We start from the raw sequence: 15,127 nt of genomic DNA on the forward strand, positions 1-15,127 counted from the left end.
CCGCCGTCGCGGGGATGACGATCGGAATGGGGGACAGCGCCGCCGACCCATTGCCCCTTTTCCGCCCCCCCGACTTGCCAGAGTCATCTTCCGCGCTTAGCGGTGGAAGATGACTCAAGCCTCCGATATCGTCGCCGATCTGGATCGGCTCTATCGCGCCTCGGTCGAACGACTGCAGCAGGCGCTCAACCGCTACATCACCGACGGCACCACGCCGGACCCCGAGACCCGGACCGACGGCAGTTTCTCCTATCCGGAGCTGCGCGTCACCTATCGTGGCGGCGTCCACAAGCCGATCCCGCGCCGGTCGTTCGGCCGCCTTGTCGAGGCGGGCGACTATCGCATCACGGTAACGCGTCCCGCGATGTTCGCCGACTATCTTACCGAGCAGCTGACCTTCCTCATCGAGGATTATGACGTCGAGGTTCACGCGGTCACCGGGCGCCAGGAAATTCCCTTCCCCTATGTGCTCGATCCCAACACGATCCTCAGCCTGGACGACATCTCCGCGACCGAGCTCGGCCGGCACTTCCCGGCAACCGAGCTCTCGCATATCGGCGACGAGATCGCCGACGGTATCTGGATCAGCCAGGACGAGACCCGGCCGCTGGCGCTGTTCGATGCGCTGCGCACCGATTTCTCGCTGGCGCGGCTGAAGCACTATACCGGCACGCCGGTCGAGCATTTCCAGCAATATATCCTGTTCACCAACTATCACCGCTATGTCGACGAGTTCGTCCGCTGGGCCTGTGCGCAGCTGGGGCCGGACAGCCGTTTCACCGGCGTGTCGGGCGCGGGCGGGATCGTCATCGAGGACCCTGCGGATGCCGACCGGCTGGTCAGCGACGGCGCATGGCGGCGGCACCAGATGCCGGCCTATCACCTGATGGCGGAGGGTCGCACCGGCATCACGCTGGTCAATATCGGCGTGGGGCCCTCCAACGCCAAGACGATCACCGATCACCTCGCGGTCATCCGCCCGGAGGCGTGGCTGATGATCGGCCATTGCGGCGGCCTGCGCCCGAGCCAGCGGATCGGCGACTATGTGCTCGCCCATGCCTATCTGCGCGACGACCACATCATGGACGACGTGCTGCCGCCGGAGATCCCCATCCCCGCCATCGCCGAGGTGCAGCAGGCACTGGCCCGCGCGGCGGAAACCGTCTCCGGCCAATCCGAGGACGAGCTGAAGCAGCGCCTGCGCACCGGCACGATCGTCACCACCGACGACCGCAACTGGGAGCTGCGCTATTCGCAGTCCGCGCTGCGCTTCTCGCTGAGCCGCGCGGTGGGTGTCGACATGGAGTCGGCGACGCTGGCGGCGCAGGGCTATCGCTTCCGCGTGCCCTATGGGACGCTGCTCTGCGTCTCGGACAAGCCGCTGCACGGCGAGCTCAAGCTGCCTGGCCAGGCCAACCGCTTCTACGAGCGGGCGATCGCCGAGCATCTCAAGATCGGCATCGAAGCCTGCGAAGAATTGCGCCGCGAAGGCGCCAAGCTGCACAGCCGCAAGCTGCGCGCCTTCAACGAGCCGCCGTTCCGGTGATTTTTGAAATCCTCGCCCCGCGAGGGGAGAGGATAGCGGAGCTTGGCGCGCAAGCGCCTAGCGGAGCTTGGAGAGGGGCGGGCGGCGCGAAGCGCCGCTAAACAGGCCCCTCTCCCTCCCACTGCCTTCGGCAGCGGGCCCCTCCCTCTCCCCGATGGGGAGAGGTTTGCAGATCAGAACACCGTTTCGAGCAGCACCACGCTGGGATCGCCCTCGACCTCGCGCGCGACGAACCCCATTTCGCGCTCCAGCTCGATCGCCAGATGGTTCTCGCGGCTCTCGATCGACTGCAGCCGCTTCACGCCGCGCGCCTTGGCTTCGCCGGTGATATAGTTGAGCAGGCTCCAACCCACCCCCTGCCCCTTGCGGTCGGCGCGGATCGAGATCGCCACTTCGGCGGTCTCCATCGTGTCGTCACAGGCAAGCATCCCCGATCCGACCAGTTCGCCCTCGGCGGTGAACGCCAGATAGCTCTCGGTCTGGTGGTGATCGACGTCGATGAGCGCCTTGGCCTGATGCGGCTGGAGTTGGGGGCTCGCCGTGAAGAAGCGAAACCGGCGATCATCGTTCGAGACGTGGTCAAAAAAGTCTTTCAGCAGCGCCTCGTCGTCGGGACGCACGGTACGCACGTCGATGACGAGCCCGGAGCGGGTCGGCAGCTGGACAGGCTCGGCGGTGGTCGCGGTCATGACGAAATCTCCCGGTGTTGCTGCCTCGCCCGTACCATGGCGGGCCGGATCGGCCATCCGTAAACGCCCGATGGCTGGCAATTTCCGCGAAAAGGCCTATGTGCGCCAACGATCATGGCAACGCGACTCCCCGAAGCCCCCAAGGTGGGCATGGTGTCGCTCGGCTGTCCCAAGAATCTGGTCGACTCCGAGCGTATCCTCACGAAGCTCCGTTCGGACGGCTATGCGCTGTCGCCGGACTATGCCGGCGCGGACGTCGTGCTGGTGAATACCTGCGGGTTCCTCGACAGCGCCAAGGAAGAATCGCTCGAGGCGATCGGCGAGGCGATCGCCGAGAATGGCCGGGTCATCGTCACCGGCTGCATGGGCAAGGAAGCCGAGGTGATCCGCGCCCGTTTCCCCAATGTGCTCGCGGTCACCGGCGCGCATCAATATGAGGAAGTGGTCGGCGCGGTGCACGACGCGGCGCCGATGCCGCCCTCGCCCTTCGTCAATCTGGTGCCGGACAGCGGGCTCAAGCTGACGCCGCGCCACTATAGCTATCTGAAGATTTCGGAGGGCTGCAACCATCGCTGCAGCTTCTGCATCATCCCGTCGCTGCGCGGTGATCTGGTCAGCCGCCGCCCCGACGCGATCCTGCGCGAGGCGGAAAAGCTGGTCGCCGCCGGCACGCGGGAATTGCTGGTCATCAGCCAGGATACCTCGGCCTATGGCATCGACATCCGCAAGGAGCCGCGCGCCTGGAAGGGCCGCGAAGTAGTGCCGCACATGACCGACCTCGCCCGCGAGCTCGGCCAGATCGCGCCCTGGGTGCGGCTGCACTATGTCTATCCCTACCCGCATGTCGACCAGGTCATCCCGCTGATGGCGGAGGGGCTGGTGCTCCCCTATCTCGACATCCCGTTCCAGCACGCAGCGCCCAATGTGCTGCGAGCGATGAAGCGCCCGGCGAACGAGGCCAAGGTGCTCGAGCGGCTGCGCGGCTGGCGCGAGATCTGCCCGGACATCGCGATCCGCTCGACCTTCGTCGTCGGCTTCCCCGGCGAGACCGAGGAGGACTTCCAGTACCTGCTCGACTGGCTCGACGAGGCGCAGCTCGACCGTGTCGGCGCGTTCCGCTTCGAGCCGGTCGAGGGCGCCTCGGCCAACGACCTGCCCGGCGCCGTGCCGGAGGACGTCAAGGAAGCGCGCTACGCCCGGATCATGGAGAAGACCGCGGCGATCAGTGCCGCCAAGCTCCAGGCCAAGATCGGCCGCAAGCTCGACGTTATCATCGACGCGGTCGACGAGGACGGCGGCGCCACCGGCCGCAGCCAGGCCGATGCGCCCGAGATCGACGGCGAGGTGTTCCTCCGCGACTCCGGGCATCTGGAACAGGGCGATATCGTCAAGGTCCTGATCGAGGACGCCGACGAGCACGATCTGTACGGCGTGCCGATGGGTTGATCCGCGTTGGCAGGGTGCGCGGGGAGCGCTAAGCGTCGGGCATCATCTTCCGGAGGCCCGATGTTCCGTTCCGCTTTCGCCGCCACCTTGCTGATCGCCACGCCCGCCGCCGCGCAGCAGCTTACGCCCGAGCAGACCGCCAAGGTCGACACGATCGTCGCGGACGCGCTGAAGAGCAGCGGCGTGCCCTCCGCATCGGTGGCGATCGTGCGCGAGGGCAAGATAGTCTTCACCAAGGCGTACGGCGATCAGGGGCCCGGCATCGCCAGGGGGCCGGACGTCAACGCCAAATACCAGATCGCCTCTGTATCCAAGCAATTCACCGCCGCGGCGATCCTGCTGCTGGAGGACGAGGGCAAGCTCAGCCTCGACGACAAGGTGTCGAAATGGGTGCCGGACGTGACCGACGCCGACAAGATCACCATCCGCCAGCTGCTGAGCCACACCGCCGGCCTGCAGGATTACTGGCCGCAGGATTATAGCTTCAAGGCAATGGAGACGGCGGTCACGCCGCAGCAGATCGTCGACCGTTGGGGCAAGAAGCCGCTGGACTTCACGCCGGGGACGGCCTGGCAATATTCCAATACCGGCTATGTCGTCGCGGGCATGATCATCGAGAAGGCGTCGGGCAGGAAGCTGCTCGACTATCTCGAGGCAAAGATCTTCAAGCCGCTGGGCATCCACGCGATCGACCAGGACCAGGCGGTCGGCAAGGGGTTCCCGCAGGGCACGCATCGCTATGCGCTGGGGCCCGTCCGCCCCGCCAAGCCAGCCGCGGACGGGTGGCTGTGGGCGGCCGGCGAGCTGGCGATGAGCGCCGCAGACCTTGCCAGGTGGGACATCGCACGGATCGACCGCAAGGTGCTCACCCCCGAGGACTGGGCGGTGCAGGAAACCGAGGTGAAGCTCGCCGATGGTTCGCCCACCCGCTACGGCCTCGGCGTTTCGCTGGGCGAGCATGGCGGAAAGAAGGAAGTGTCGCACGGCGGCGAAGCGGTCGGCTTCCTGTCGAGCAACCTCGTCATCCCGGAAGAGCGGTTCGCAGTGGTGTCGCTCGTCAGCGCCGATTTCGGGGGAGCGCATGACGTGATCGCGCAAGGCATCACCGATCTGCTGCTGCCCGTCGCAGCGCCCGCCACAGCCCTCACCCTCGACCAGCAGCGCGACGCGCTTGCCCGCAAGCTGTTCGACCAGCTCCGCGCCGGCACGCCCGATCGCAGCCTGATGACCGAGGATGCGAACTATTTCTTCGATGCCACCGCGCTGGGCGACTATTGCGACAGCCTTGCCCCCCTGGGCGAGCCGCTGGTCTTCGCGCCGATCGGCAAGCCCCGGCTACGCGGCGGATTCGTCAACCGCAACTACATGATCCGCTACAAGGATCGCACGCTGGTGGCAGTGACCTATGCCGAGCCCGGCGCCGCGGGCAAGTTCGAGCAGTTCCTGGTGATGCCGCGATGAGCGACGAAGCCGAAAGCCGCGCCAGGGACCGCGCCGAAGCGGCGAAGGTGCGGCGTCGCTGGGTGACGCTCGGCGAGGTACTGGGCGTCGCCGCAGTGCTGATCTCGGGCCTGACGCTGTGGAACAGCTGGTCCGATCGTCGGGAGACCAAGGCCGAGAAGGCGGCGATCGAGCAGCGCGCCTCCACCAGGGCCGCGAAGCTGGTGCTGGTGGCAGCGGATGGCGGCAAGCAGACGCTGGCGCTCAAGCCGGCAGCCCCGGAGCAGTCGGTGCAGAGCCAGACCGTGTTGTTTCCAACCGCCCTCGGCATATCGCCGGCTGCGACCACCGGCGAGCCGCGCATCGAAGGCGGCTGGTTCGAGCATGCGCTGGTAAAGGCGCGCGAAACGGCCGGGCTGCCTGACAACAGCCGCGGCGACGAACGGCTGCCGGTGGTGATCGTCTCCCGTTTCCTGGCCGATGGCGACGCCCATGAGGATGTCGCGCTGTATGATGTTGGCTATACCATCACCGGTAATTTCATCGCCGGGCACAGCGTCACCCTGCGCGGCATCTCGCTGGTGGCGAAGGTGAAGCGCGGACAGGCGCAAGCCAAGCTCGATACCCGATGGAAGACCCTGCTGCCTGCAGCGAAGTGACCCGCGGCCCCTGCCCAAAAAACCAGGGGGTTCCGGGCTAGGCGCGGGGCACCCGGCGTCCTAGATCAGGTGCATGACGGATCTCAACACGCTCGTTCAGCCCGATCGCGGCCAGGCCGCTCGCACCATCCACCTCATCGACGCCAAGGGCTATGATGCCTGGCTCGCTGCCCAGCCGCCGCGCCACCGTGCCGCCGCCGCCGCGCAGAAGCTGAGCGGCTCCGCCTATGCCAGCGCCATCCTTCCCGGCGATGCGCCCGAAGACTGGTCGGTCGTCAGCGTCGTCGCCAATGTCGAGAAGCTTTCGCCCTGGTGCCTCGCCAAGCTCGCCGAGACGCTGCCCGAAGGCAGCTACCGCGTGGAAGGTGTAGAGCCCGGCAAGGCGATCTATGGCTGGCTTGCCGCGCAGTACAAATTTGATCGCTATCGCAAGGCCGATCCCAAGGCGCAGGGCCCGCGCGTGCTGCTCACCGGCGATCCGGTGAAGATGGAAGAGGCCGTGCGCATGGCCGCCGTCGCCTTCAAGCTGCGCGACCGGATCAATACCGGCGCCAACGACATGAGCCCGGCCGATCTGGAAGCTGCCGGTGCTGAGCTCGCCAAGGCCTATGGCGCCGCCTTCTCGGTGGTGAAGGGCGACGAACTGGCCCAGGGCTATGGCATGCTCCATGCCGTCGGCCAGGCCGCCGGCAAGGGCCGCGAGCCGCGGCTGATCGAGCTCGAATGGGGCAATCCCGAGCATCCGCGCATTGCGATCATCGGCAAGGGCGTCTGCTTCGACAGCGGCGGGCTCGACATCAAGCCGGCCAGCGGCATGCGGCTGATGAAGAAAGACATGGGCGGCGCCGCCCATGCCCTCGCGCTTGCCGAGCTGGTAATGCAGAACAAGCTGCCCGTGCGTCTGCACATGCTGGTCCCCGCCGTCGAGAACTCGATCTCGGGCGAGGCGACCCGGCCGGGCGACGTGATGATCTCGCGCAAGGGCATCACCGTCGAGAACAGCAACACCGATGCCGAGGGTCGCCTGATCCTGGCCGACGCGCTGACCAAGGCCGAGGAAAAGGATCCCGAGCTGGTGTTCGACTTCGCCACGCTCACCGGCGCCGCGCGCGTGGCACTCGGCGCGGACCTGCAGGCACTGTTCGCCAATGACGACACGCTGGCGGCGGAGATCATCGCTGCCGGCGAGGAAGAGGCCGACCCGATCTGGCGGATGCCGCTCTACGACCCGTACAAGGACCTGCTGAAGTCCGACGTGGCGGACATGGTCAATGCGGCCGAGGGGCCTTTCGGCGGCGCGATAACGGCGGCGCTGTTCCTGAAGGAATTCGTGCCGGCCAAGGCCCAATGGGCACATTTCGACATCTTCTGCTGGAACGGCAGCCCGAAGCCGGGCCGGCCCAAGGGCGCCGAGGCGGTGAGCCTGCGCGCCACCTGGAAGGTGCTCAAGGACCGTTACGGCGGATGAGCGCCTCGGCCGCCGGCGGCACCGCGCCGCCGGCGAGCCATTGCTCGACTTCTTCCTTGGCCATGGGGCGACCGAACAGATAGCCCTGCCCTTGCGCGCAGCCGAGCGCGCGCAGCATCTCCGCCGTTTCCAGCGTCTCGATGCCCTCGGCGACCACCGGCAGCTCCAGCGTCGCGGCCAGCCCGAGAATGGCGCGCACGATCCGCAGCGCTTCGGTGCTCTCGCTCAGCGACTCAACGAACGAGCGATCGATCTTGATCTTGTCGAACGGCAGCATGCGCAGGTGCTGGATCGAGGCATAGCCGGTGCCGAAATCGTCGAGCGCCAGCTGCACCCCCTGGTTCTTGAGCGACTCGATCGCGTGATGCGCCTTCTCGGCATCGACGATCAGTGCATTCTCGGTAATCTCGACGGTCAGCCGCTGCGGCGGAAAGCCGGTGCGGGCGAGGACGGACAGGATCTTGTGGCTCAGCCACTCGTCGCGCAGCTGGCCCGGCGAGATGTTGATCGCGATGCTGGCCGGCACGGGCCAGTCGCGCGTCTCCGAACAGGCGCGATCGAGCAGATCGAGCATCAGCGTGTTGAGCAGCCCGCATTCCTCGGCGATCGGGATGAACTGGTCGGGCCCGATTTCGGCATCGTCGCGGCGCCAGCGCGCGAGCAGCTCGAAGCCGGTGACGCGGGCGGTACGCAGGTCGACGATCGGCTGGTAGCGCGGGTAGAAAAGGCCTTGGGCCAAGCCGTCGCGCATTTCCGCCTCGATGGTCGAACGGCGGCGGATCTCGGCGTCCATCTGGGCGGCAAAGGCGCAATAGCAGCCGCGCCCGGCTTCCTTGGCCTGGTACAATGCCACGTCCGCCCGACGCATCAGCGTGTCGGCGTCGAGCGCATCCTGCGGATAGAGCGCGATGCCTACGCTTGCACCGATGTGGTGCATGCGCTCGTCGATCAGGAACGGCCGCGCGACCTCGCGGACGATCGTATGGGCGACGCTGCGCACGCGATCGAGATCGTCTCCGTCGAACGGCAGGGTAATCGCGAATTCGTCGCCCCCGAGCCGGTAGCTGCGTCCGCCGTCGCCCACCACCCAGCTCAGCCGGCCGGCCACCGCGCGCAGCAGCTGGTCGCCGATAGGGTGGCCATGCACGTCGTTGATCGACTTGAACCGGTCGAGATCGACCAGCATCAGCCCGAATCGGTGCGGTTCGGCGTCCTGGAGATATTCGGTGAGGGCGCGGCGGTTCGGCAGGCCCGTCAGCGGATCGTGATAGGCGAGCTGGTGCGCGCGCTGTTCGGCCAGGCGGGCGCGGCGCTGCCCCGCCGCCATCTCCGCTCGCGAAGCCAATACCTCGACGAAGCCGGAGTGCGCAGCACCGAACATCCGCAGCGATACGGCGGACACCAGGATGATGTTGATCCCCAGCCCGATCAGAAACCGGTCGCCGGAAAAAATCAGGCAGACGATGACCGGCGAGGCACCGCACGCCATCACCAGCCACGCCGCAATCGGGAAGGTCTGGAGACAGTAGCAGCAGGTGATCGCACCGATGAAGATGTAGAGCGCGATCGAGGTGCGTCGCGCAAGGTCTGCCTCCACGAACAGCACCAGCGCCCAGCCGCCGAACGCAAGGCTCAATATTGCGGCCGCGAAGATCGTGCCGACCAGGTATCGCCGGATGCGGCGAAGGCTGGGAATCACGTCGCTGCGGCGGGTGATCCACAAGAGGCTGCGTACGGCGGCGGCGATGCCGAGCAGGGTCGGCGCGACCACGCTGAGTTGGGTGGAGACCGATCCGTAGGAGGCAAATCCGAGGAACACCGCGTCGAGGAAGACGAGCGTGTACATCAGCGGAATCTGCTGACCCAGCACCCGATATTGTTCGGTCAGAATCGCTCGATCGAGCCCGGTCCGTCCTGACCGTACGAGATGAATCCGCCGCAACATGGAGGCCTTGTAGCGCCAGACCCCCGACAACAGGTTAATCCGCCACCGCGATCTTGGCAGCGGCCTCGATGATCGGCACGAACTTGTCCGCCGTGAGGCTCGCCCCGCCGACCAGTGCGCCGTCTACATCGTCCACCGCGAGGATCGCGCCCGCATTGGCGCCGCTTACCGAGCCGCCATAAAGGATCCGCATGGCGTTGGCGGAGGGCCCGATCATCCCCCGCAGCTTGGCGCGCAGGATCGCATGCATCGTCGCGATTTCGTCAAGCGTCGGCGTCTTGCCGGTGCCGATCGCCCAGCGCGGTTCATAGGCGATGGTCAACCAATCGGGCGCGGCACCGTCGGGCAGCGACTTTTCGATCTGCGACTGGACGATCCGCTCGGCGCGGCCCGCATCATGCTCCGCTTCGGTCTCGCCGCAGCAGAGGATCACGTTCAGGCCATGCCGGCGGGCGGCGGCGGCCTTGGCCCAGGCGTGGTGGCTGGTCTCGGCCTGATCGGCACGGCGCTCGGAGTGACCGACGATCACGACCTTCGCCCCAGCCTCCACCAGCATCGGCGCGGAGACGTTTCCGGTATGAGCGCCATAATCGTTTTCATGCACGTCCTGCGCGCCGATCGTGAAGCCCGGCGCCATCTCTGCCGCGGTGGCGATAAGGGTGAAGGGCACGCACAGCAGCGCGTCGACACTGGGATGCGCCTCCGCGGCGGCGGCGATCGCCGACACCTCGCGAAGATGCGATCGCATGCCGTGCATCTTCCAGTTTCCCGCGACCAGCTTTCGGCGCATCCATCACTCCCCTGTGGTTTCGGCACAGTCGATACCGATTGCGCCGCGCGGCACAAGCTTGAAGGCGCGTCGTACCGGCCCTAAAGCGGGCCCAAATTCCTCGAACGAACGGCTCTCCATGCTCAACGCCTTCCGGAACTTCACCAAGTCGCGCTACGGCCTGATCATCGTCTTCATCTTCTTGGGCCTGCTCGCGATCGCCTTTGCGGCGAGTGACGTCACCGGCATGCGCCAGGGCGTGAGCGGCGCCAACAGCGGGACGCTGGCGACGGTCGCCGGCAAGGACGTGACCGAGCGCCATGTCCGCGAGACGCTGGAACGCTATGTCCGGGCCGCGCAGGCGCAGGGACAGAACATCACCATGGCGCAGGTGCTGGCGCAGGGCGGGTTCGAGGCCGCGCTGAACGACGCCATCAACACCGCCGCGGTCGAGGCGTTCGCCAACCGGAACGGCATGGCCGTCGGCAAGAAGCTGGTCGATACCGAAATCGCCAACAATCCGCAGTTCGCCGGCATGGACGGCAAGTTCAGCCAGGATACCTTCGAGCAACTGCTCGCACAGAACCGCCTCACGCCGGCGCAGTTTCGCGAGGGCATGACGACCCAGCGCTACCTCGCCTGGCTGGTCGGCCCGGTCGCGCTCCGTGCGCCCGCCCCTGCCGGCGTGGTGACCCCCTATGTCGCGACGCTGCTGGAGCGCCGCACCGGCATCGTCGGCTTCGTCCAGTCGCTGGCGATGGACCCGGGCCCGGCACCCGACGCAAACGCGCTCGCCGCCTATTATGCGCAGAATCGCAGCCGCTATCAGGTGCCCGAACGCCGCATCGTCCGCTACGCGCTTGCCCAGCCGGACGCGCTGAAGGCCCAGGCGACGCCGACCGAGGCCGAGATCGCCGCCGCTTACAAGAAGGATGCCGCCAAATACGCCGCCAGCGAGAAGCGCGGTGTCGAACTCGTCCAGGCGATCAGCCAGTCGGTCGCCGCCAAGGTGGCGGACGGTGCGAAGGGCGGCGACCTCACCGGCGCCGCCAAGGCCGCCGGCCTGGAGGCCCGCACGATCGAGGCGAGCGACAAGGCGGGCCTCGCCAAGCAGGTTTCCGAAGCCTTTGCCAATGCCGCCTTCGCCGCACCGACGACCGGTCTGCAGGGCCCGGTACAGCTCGGCGGCGCGTGGTTCGTGTATCGCGTGAGCAAGGTCGAGAAGATCGCCGCCCGGACGCTCGATCAGGTCCGCACCGAACTCGCCGAGGAAGTGGCCAAGCGCAAGCTCGCTGCGCTGCTGGCGGATTCGCGCCAGGCGATCGAGGATGCCGTCGGCGACGGCGCTACCTTCGACGAAGCGGCGGCCAAAGCGAAGCTCGCCACGGTCCGCAGCCCCGCGCTGATCGCCAACGGCACCGATCCCGACAATGTCGCCTACCAGCCGGACGCCGCCGTCGCGGCGGTGATCAAGGCCGGCTTCGGCTTCGAACAGGCGGGCGACGAACCGCAGGTGGTGGCCGTCGGCCAGGACGGCAGCTTCGCGCTCGTCTCGCTGGAAAAGATTGTGCCGGCGGCACCGCGCCCGCTCGCCCAGATCACCGAGAAGGTGAAGGCCGACTATCTGCTCGATAAGGCGCTCGCCAAGGCGCGTGCCGCCGCCACCGCGATGCTGCCGAAGCTGCAGAAGGGCGTGCCGATGGCGCAGGCGCTGGCCGAGGCCGGCGCGACCAGGGGTGCGCCGCCCAAGCCGTTCGACTTCAAGCGCAGCGAACTGCGCGGCAAGGAGAACTTCATCCAGATGGCGTTCGACATGCCGGCCAGGACGGCCCGTCTGGTCGAGGCGCCGAACCGCGCCGGCTATTACGTGGTCTATGTCGATACCATCCAGCCGGGCAGCGTCGCGGGCGATCCGCAGGGGCCGCAGATGCTGCAGTCGATCACCCAGGCGCTCGGTCAGGTGGGTGCCCGGGAATATGACCAGCAGTTCCGCGCCTCGCTGGTGAGCGCGCTCAAGGTCCGTCGCAACGAAGCGGCGATCGCCCGCCTCCGCGCTGATCTGCAGCGCAACGGCGCGCAATGATCCAGGGCCTCGACGCCGCCCGTGCCGCGCTCGCTGACGACCGGCCTGCGCTGGTGTGGCGGCGGCAGGTTGCCGACACCGAGACGCCGGTCGCCGCCGCGCTGAAGCTGATCGAGCCGGGTCGGGGCGACTTCCTCCTCGAATCGGTGGAGGGCGGGTCGGTGCGCGGACGGCACAGCCTGATCGGCCTTGCACCCGACCTGGTGTTCCGGGCAACCGGCGCCGAGGCCGAGCTCAACCGCCACTGGCTCACCGACCGCGCGGCGTTCGAGCCGCTCGCCGCCGATCCGCTGACGGCGCTGCGTTCGCTCGTCGCCGATTGCCGCATGGACGTGCCGGCCGAATTGCCGCGGGCGCTTGCCTGTCTGGTCGGCTATTTCAGCTATGAGACGGTGGGGCTGGTCGAAAAGCTGCCGCGCCCGCCGCAGAGCCCGGTCGGCGTGCCGGACATGATCTTCGTGCGGCCCACCGTGCTGCTGGTCTTCGATCGGCTCGCGGACACGCTGTTCTTCGTGGCGCCGGTCTGGCCGGGTGCCGATCCGCAAGCCGCCGCCGACCGCATCGACGCCGTCGCCGCGCAGCTTGCAAGCGCCCCCCTGCGCGCACCCGTACGCGCCGATCCGCTGGCGATACAGCCGACGCCGGTGCTGCGCGAAGGCCGCTACGGCGAGATGGTCGCGGCGGCGAAGGAGTATATCGCCGCGGGAGACATCTTTCAGGTGGTGCTGGCCCAGCGCTTCACCGCGCCGTTCCCGCTGCCGCCGTTCGAGCTCTATCGGGCCTTGCGCCGAATCAACCCCTCCCCCTTCCTCTACCATCTCGATCTGCCGGGCTTCGCGCTCACCGGATCCAGCCCCGAGATCCTGGTCCGGGCGCGCGACGGGGAGATCACCATCCGTCCGATCGCGGGCACGCGGCCCCGCGGCCGCACCGCCGCGGAGGACGAGGCCAACCGCACCGCGCTGCTCGCCGACCCCAAGGAGCGCGCCGAGCATCTGATGCTGCTCGATCTTGGTCGCAACGATGTAGGCCGCGCCGCCGCGCCGGGCACCGTCAAGGTCACCGACAGCTACACGGTCGAGTTCTACAGCCATGTGATGCATATCGTTTCGAATGTGGTCGGGCGGCTGCGCGAGGATGCCGACGCGATCGACGCGCTGTTCGCCGGCTTCCCCGCCGGCACGGTCAGCGGCGCGCCCAAGGTCCGCGCCTGCGAGATCATCGCCGAGCTGGAGGCGGAGACACGCGGCCCCTATGCGGGCGGAGTCGGCTATTTCTCGCCCGATGGGTCGATGGATTCGTGCATCGTGCTGCGCACCGCGCTGGTGAAGGACGGGGTGATGCACGTCCAGGCCGGTGCCGGTATCGTCGCCGACTCCGATCCGGCCTATGAACAGCGCGAGTGCGAGGCCAAGTCGGGGGCTCTGTTCGCCGCTGCGCGCGAGGCCATCGCGCGGGCAAACGAGGCGGGCTTCGGCCAATAGGCCGGCCCGCCTTCGGGCTCACGGAACCCGCGAGGCCTTCACTTCGCGGTCCAGCTTTTCCTGATACCATTGCTGCAGCATCTTGCGCGTGCAGCCGGTCTGGCCGCCGCTGCCGACCGGCGAACAGCTGTTCGGCAGGCCGGCGCGGTTGAAATCTTCCACCACCTCCATGCGGCGCGACCAGCTCGTCGAGGGTGCATCCTCCTTGGGCTGATCCCGGAAGCGCTTGGGGATGCGGTAGGGCGAGTCACCGGCATCCGAGCAGACGACGATCTCGTCGGGATTGGCGGGCTTGGGGCAGCTTTCCTGCCCGTACAGCAGAATGCTGCGCACGCGCTTCGGCGGACCATCGGGCGCAGCCTGATCCTGGGTCTGCGCCAGTGCCGGCGCGGCGAGCAGGGCGGTGGCGATCATCAAACGGGCAAACATCCGGCAAACTCCTTGGGTGACACGTCCCTGCCCTGCCAGCGGTGCCGCCGCACTATGGCCGCCGCATGGCCGGATTGTGCTGGCGCGCGTGAGCGCCTAGGTCTGGCGCCATGATCCTCGTTCTCGACAATTACGACAGCTTCACCTGGAACCTCGTCCATTATCTGATGGAGCTGGGCGTGGAGGTCCGGGTGGTGCGCAACGACGCGCTGACGGCAAACGAGGCGATCGCCACCAATGCGCAGGGTTTCCTGATCTCGCCCGGCCCGTGCACGCCCAACGAGGCGGGCATCAGCCTCGATCTCGTCGCGGCCTGCGCCGATCTGGGCAAGCCGCTGCTCGGCGTGTGCCTGGGGCACCAGGCGATCGGTCAGCATTTCGGCGGCAGCGTGGTGCGCGGCGGGCTGATGCACGGCAAGACCTCGCCGGTCCGCCATGACGGCACCGGGTTGTTCGCCGAGCTTCCCTCGCCTTTCACCGCTACCCGCTATCACTCGCTGATCGTCACCGATATTCCGGACAGTCTGGTGGTGAACGCAACGGCGGAGGATGGCTCGGTGATGGGTTTCCGCCACGCGGCGCTGCCGATCCACAGCGTGCAGTTTCACCCGGAAAGCATCGCCACCGAACATGGCCATGCCATGCTCGCCAATTTCCTGCGTCTCGCCGGGATAGAGGCCAAGGCCACCGCCTGACCCTCTTCAGCCTCGGTTCATCGCAGCATCTGTAGGAGGAATGCCATGAAACCGATCCTCGCCTCCCTGCTCGCCGGTGCCGCGCTGCTCGCGGCGCCCGTTGCCGATGCGCGCCACCGCGACACACCCGAACAGCAGCTTGCCAAGCTGCTCAAGGGTCGAGTCGCCGGCAAGCCGGTGGACTGCATCAGTCTGGTTCGCACCGGTTCCAGCCAGATCATCGACGGCAAGGCGATCGTCTACACAGTCGGCAGCACGCTCTATGTCAATGAGCCGCGCGGCGGGGCAGAGCAGCTCGACGACAATTCGATTCTCGTGACCAATACCTTCGGGTCGCAGCTGTGCAGCATTGATCCGGTGCGGCTGATCGACCGCAATTCCTATTTCCAGCGGGGCTTCGTCTCGCTGGGCCAGTTCGTGCCCTATACCAGGGTCAAGAAGAGCAACTGAGGCGCCCAAGCAGGATTTGCTCGA

Annotated in this window: 13 protein-coding genes; 9 read left to right on the forward strand and 4 right to left on the reverse strand. The window is 67.3% G+C overall.

Annotation, left to right across the window (positions count from 1 at the left end; translation table 11 throughout):
• Window positions 1-109: 109 nt before the first annotated feature.
• Window positions 110-1,546, forward strand: a complete 1,437-nt coding sequence (locus S2M10_RS09995) for an AMP nucleosidase (protein ID WP_168845919.1) — start codon at window positions 110-112, stop codon at window positions 1,544-1,546.
• A gap of 173 nt (window positions 1,547-1,719) precedes the next feature.
• Here S2M10_RS09995 and S2M10_RS10000 read toward each other — a convergent pair whose 3' ends face one another.
• On the reverse strand, window positions 1,720-2,235 hold the full coding sequence (locus S2M10_RS10000; protein WP_168845920.1) for a GNAT family N-acetyltransferase: 516 nt from the start codon (window positions 2,233-2,235) through the stop codon (window positions 1,720-1,722).
• Window positions 2,236-2,349: 114 nt separating this feature from the next.
• On the opposite strand from S2M10_RS10000, the gene rimO reads away from it, so the two are divergent.
• The 4 genes from rimO to S2M10_RS10020 all read left to right on the forward strand — a co-directional run bounded on the left by rimO (window position 2,350) and on the right by S2M10_RS10020 (window position 7,248).
• On the forward strand, window positions 2,350-3,681 hold the full coding sequence (rimO, locus tag S2M10_RS10005; RefSeq protein WP_168845921.1) for a 30S ribosomal protein S12 methylthiotransferase RimO: 1,332 nt from the start codon (window positions 2,350-2,352) through the stop codon (window positions 3,679-3,681).
• Window positions 3,682-3,741: 60 nt separating this feature from the next.
• A complete protein-coding gene (locus S2M10_RS10010; RefSeq protein ID WP_168845922.1) occupies window positions 3,742-5,142 on the forward strand; it encodes a serine hydrolase domain-containing protein in 1,401 nt (466 codons plus the stop codon).
• Window positions 5,139-5,780, forward strand: a complete 642-nt coding sequence (locus S2M10_RS10015; protein WP_168845923.1) for a hypothetical protein — start codon at window positions 5,139-5,141, stop codon at window positions 5,778-5,780. The genes S2M10_RS10010 and S2M10_RS10015 overlap by 4 nt, the downstream gene beginning before the upstream one ends.
• A gap of 73 nt (window positions 5,781-5,853) precedes the next feature.
• Window positions 5,854-7,248 (forward strand): leucyl aminopeptidase family protein, encoded by a 1,395-nt coding sequence (locus S2M10_RS10020; RefSeq protein ID WP_168845924.1) that lies wholly within the window; start codon window positions 5,854-5,856, stop codon window positions 7,246-7,248.
• On the opposite strand, the gene S2M10_RS10025 is transcribed toward S2M10_RS10020, so the two are convergent.
• Together S2M10_RS10025 and tpiA are read right to left on the reverse strand one after the other, a co-directional pair.
• Complete coding sequence (locus S2M10_RS10025) at window positions 7,226-9,223, reverse strand: EAL domain-containing protein (protein ID WP_247650735.1); 1,998 nt, start codon at window positions 9,221-9,223, stop codon at window positions 7,226-7,228. The two genes, S2M10_RS10020 and S2M10_RS10025, sit on opposite strands and share 23 nt — an antisense overlap.
• A 4-nt stretch (window positions 9,224-9,227) precedes the next feature.
• A complete protein-coding gene (gene tpiA / locus S2M10_RS10030; protein ID WP_168845925.1) occupies window positions 9,228-9,983 on the reverse strand; it encodes a triose-phosphate isomerase in 756 nt (251 codons plus the stop codon).
• 118 nt (window positions 9,984-10,101) lie between these two features.
• Here tpiA and S2M10_RS10035 point away from each other — a divergent pair, with 118 nt between their 5' ends.
• Both S2M10_RS10035 and S2M10_RS10040 read left to right on the forward strand, forming a co-directional pair.
• Window positions 10,102-12,045 carry a peptidylprolyl isomerase gene (locus tag S2M10_RS10035; RefSeq protein ID WP_168845926.1) on the forward strand — a complete coding sequence of 648 codons (1,944 nt, stop codon included), beginning with the start codon at window positions 10,102-10,104 and terminating at the stop codon, window positions 12,043-12,045.
• A complete protein-coding gene (locus S2M10_RS10040; protein ID WP_168845927.1) occupies window positions 12,042-13,529 on the forward strand; it encodes a chorismate-binding protein in 1,488 nt (495 codons plus the stop codon). The genes S2M10_RS10035 and S2M10_RS10040 overlap by 4 nt, the downstream gene beginning before the upstream one ends.
• A gap of 18 nt (window positions 13,530-13,547) precedes the next feature.
• Here the strand turns inward: S2M10_RS10040 and S2M10_RS10045 are convergent, their stop codons facing one another.
• Window positions 13,548-13,943 (reverse strand): hypothetical protein, encoded by a 396-nt coding sequence (locus tag S2M10_RS10045; protein WP_168845928.1) that lies wholly within the window; start codon window positions 13,941-13,943, stop codon window positions 13,548-13,550.
• 125 nt (window positions 13,944-14,068) lie between these two features.
• Between S2M10_RS10045 and S2M10_RS10050 the strand changes: the two genes are divergently transcribed.
• Window positions 14,069-14,653: an aminodeoxychorismate/anthranilate synthase component II gene (locus tag S2M10_RS10050; RefSeq protein ID WP_168845929.1), complete on the forward strand. Its 585-nt coding sequence runs from the start codon at window positions 14,069-14,071 to the stop codon at window positions 14,651-14,653.
• A gap of 45 nt (window positions 14,654-14,698) precedes the next feature.
• Complete coding sequence (locus S2M10_RS10055) at window positions 14,699-15,103, forward strand: hypothetical protein (RefSeq protein WP_168845930.1); 405 nt, start codon at window positions 14,699-14,701, stop codon at window positions 15,101-15,103.
• The last annotated feature ends 24 nt before the right edge of the window (window positions 15,104-15,127 follow it).

The organism is Sphingomonas sp. S2M10 (assembly GCF_012650175.1).
Classification (GTDB): domain Bacteria; phylum Pseudomonadota; class Alphaproteobacteria; order Sphingomonadales; family Sphingomonadaceae; genus Sphingomonas.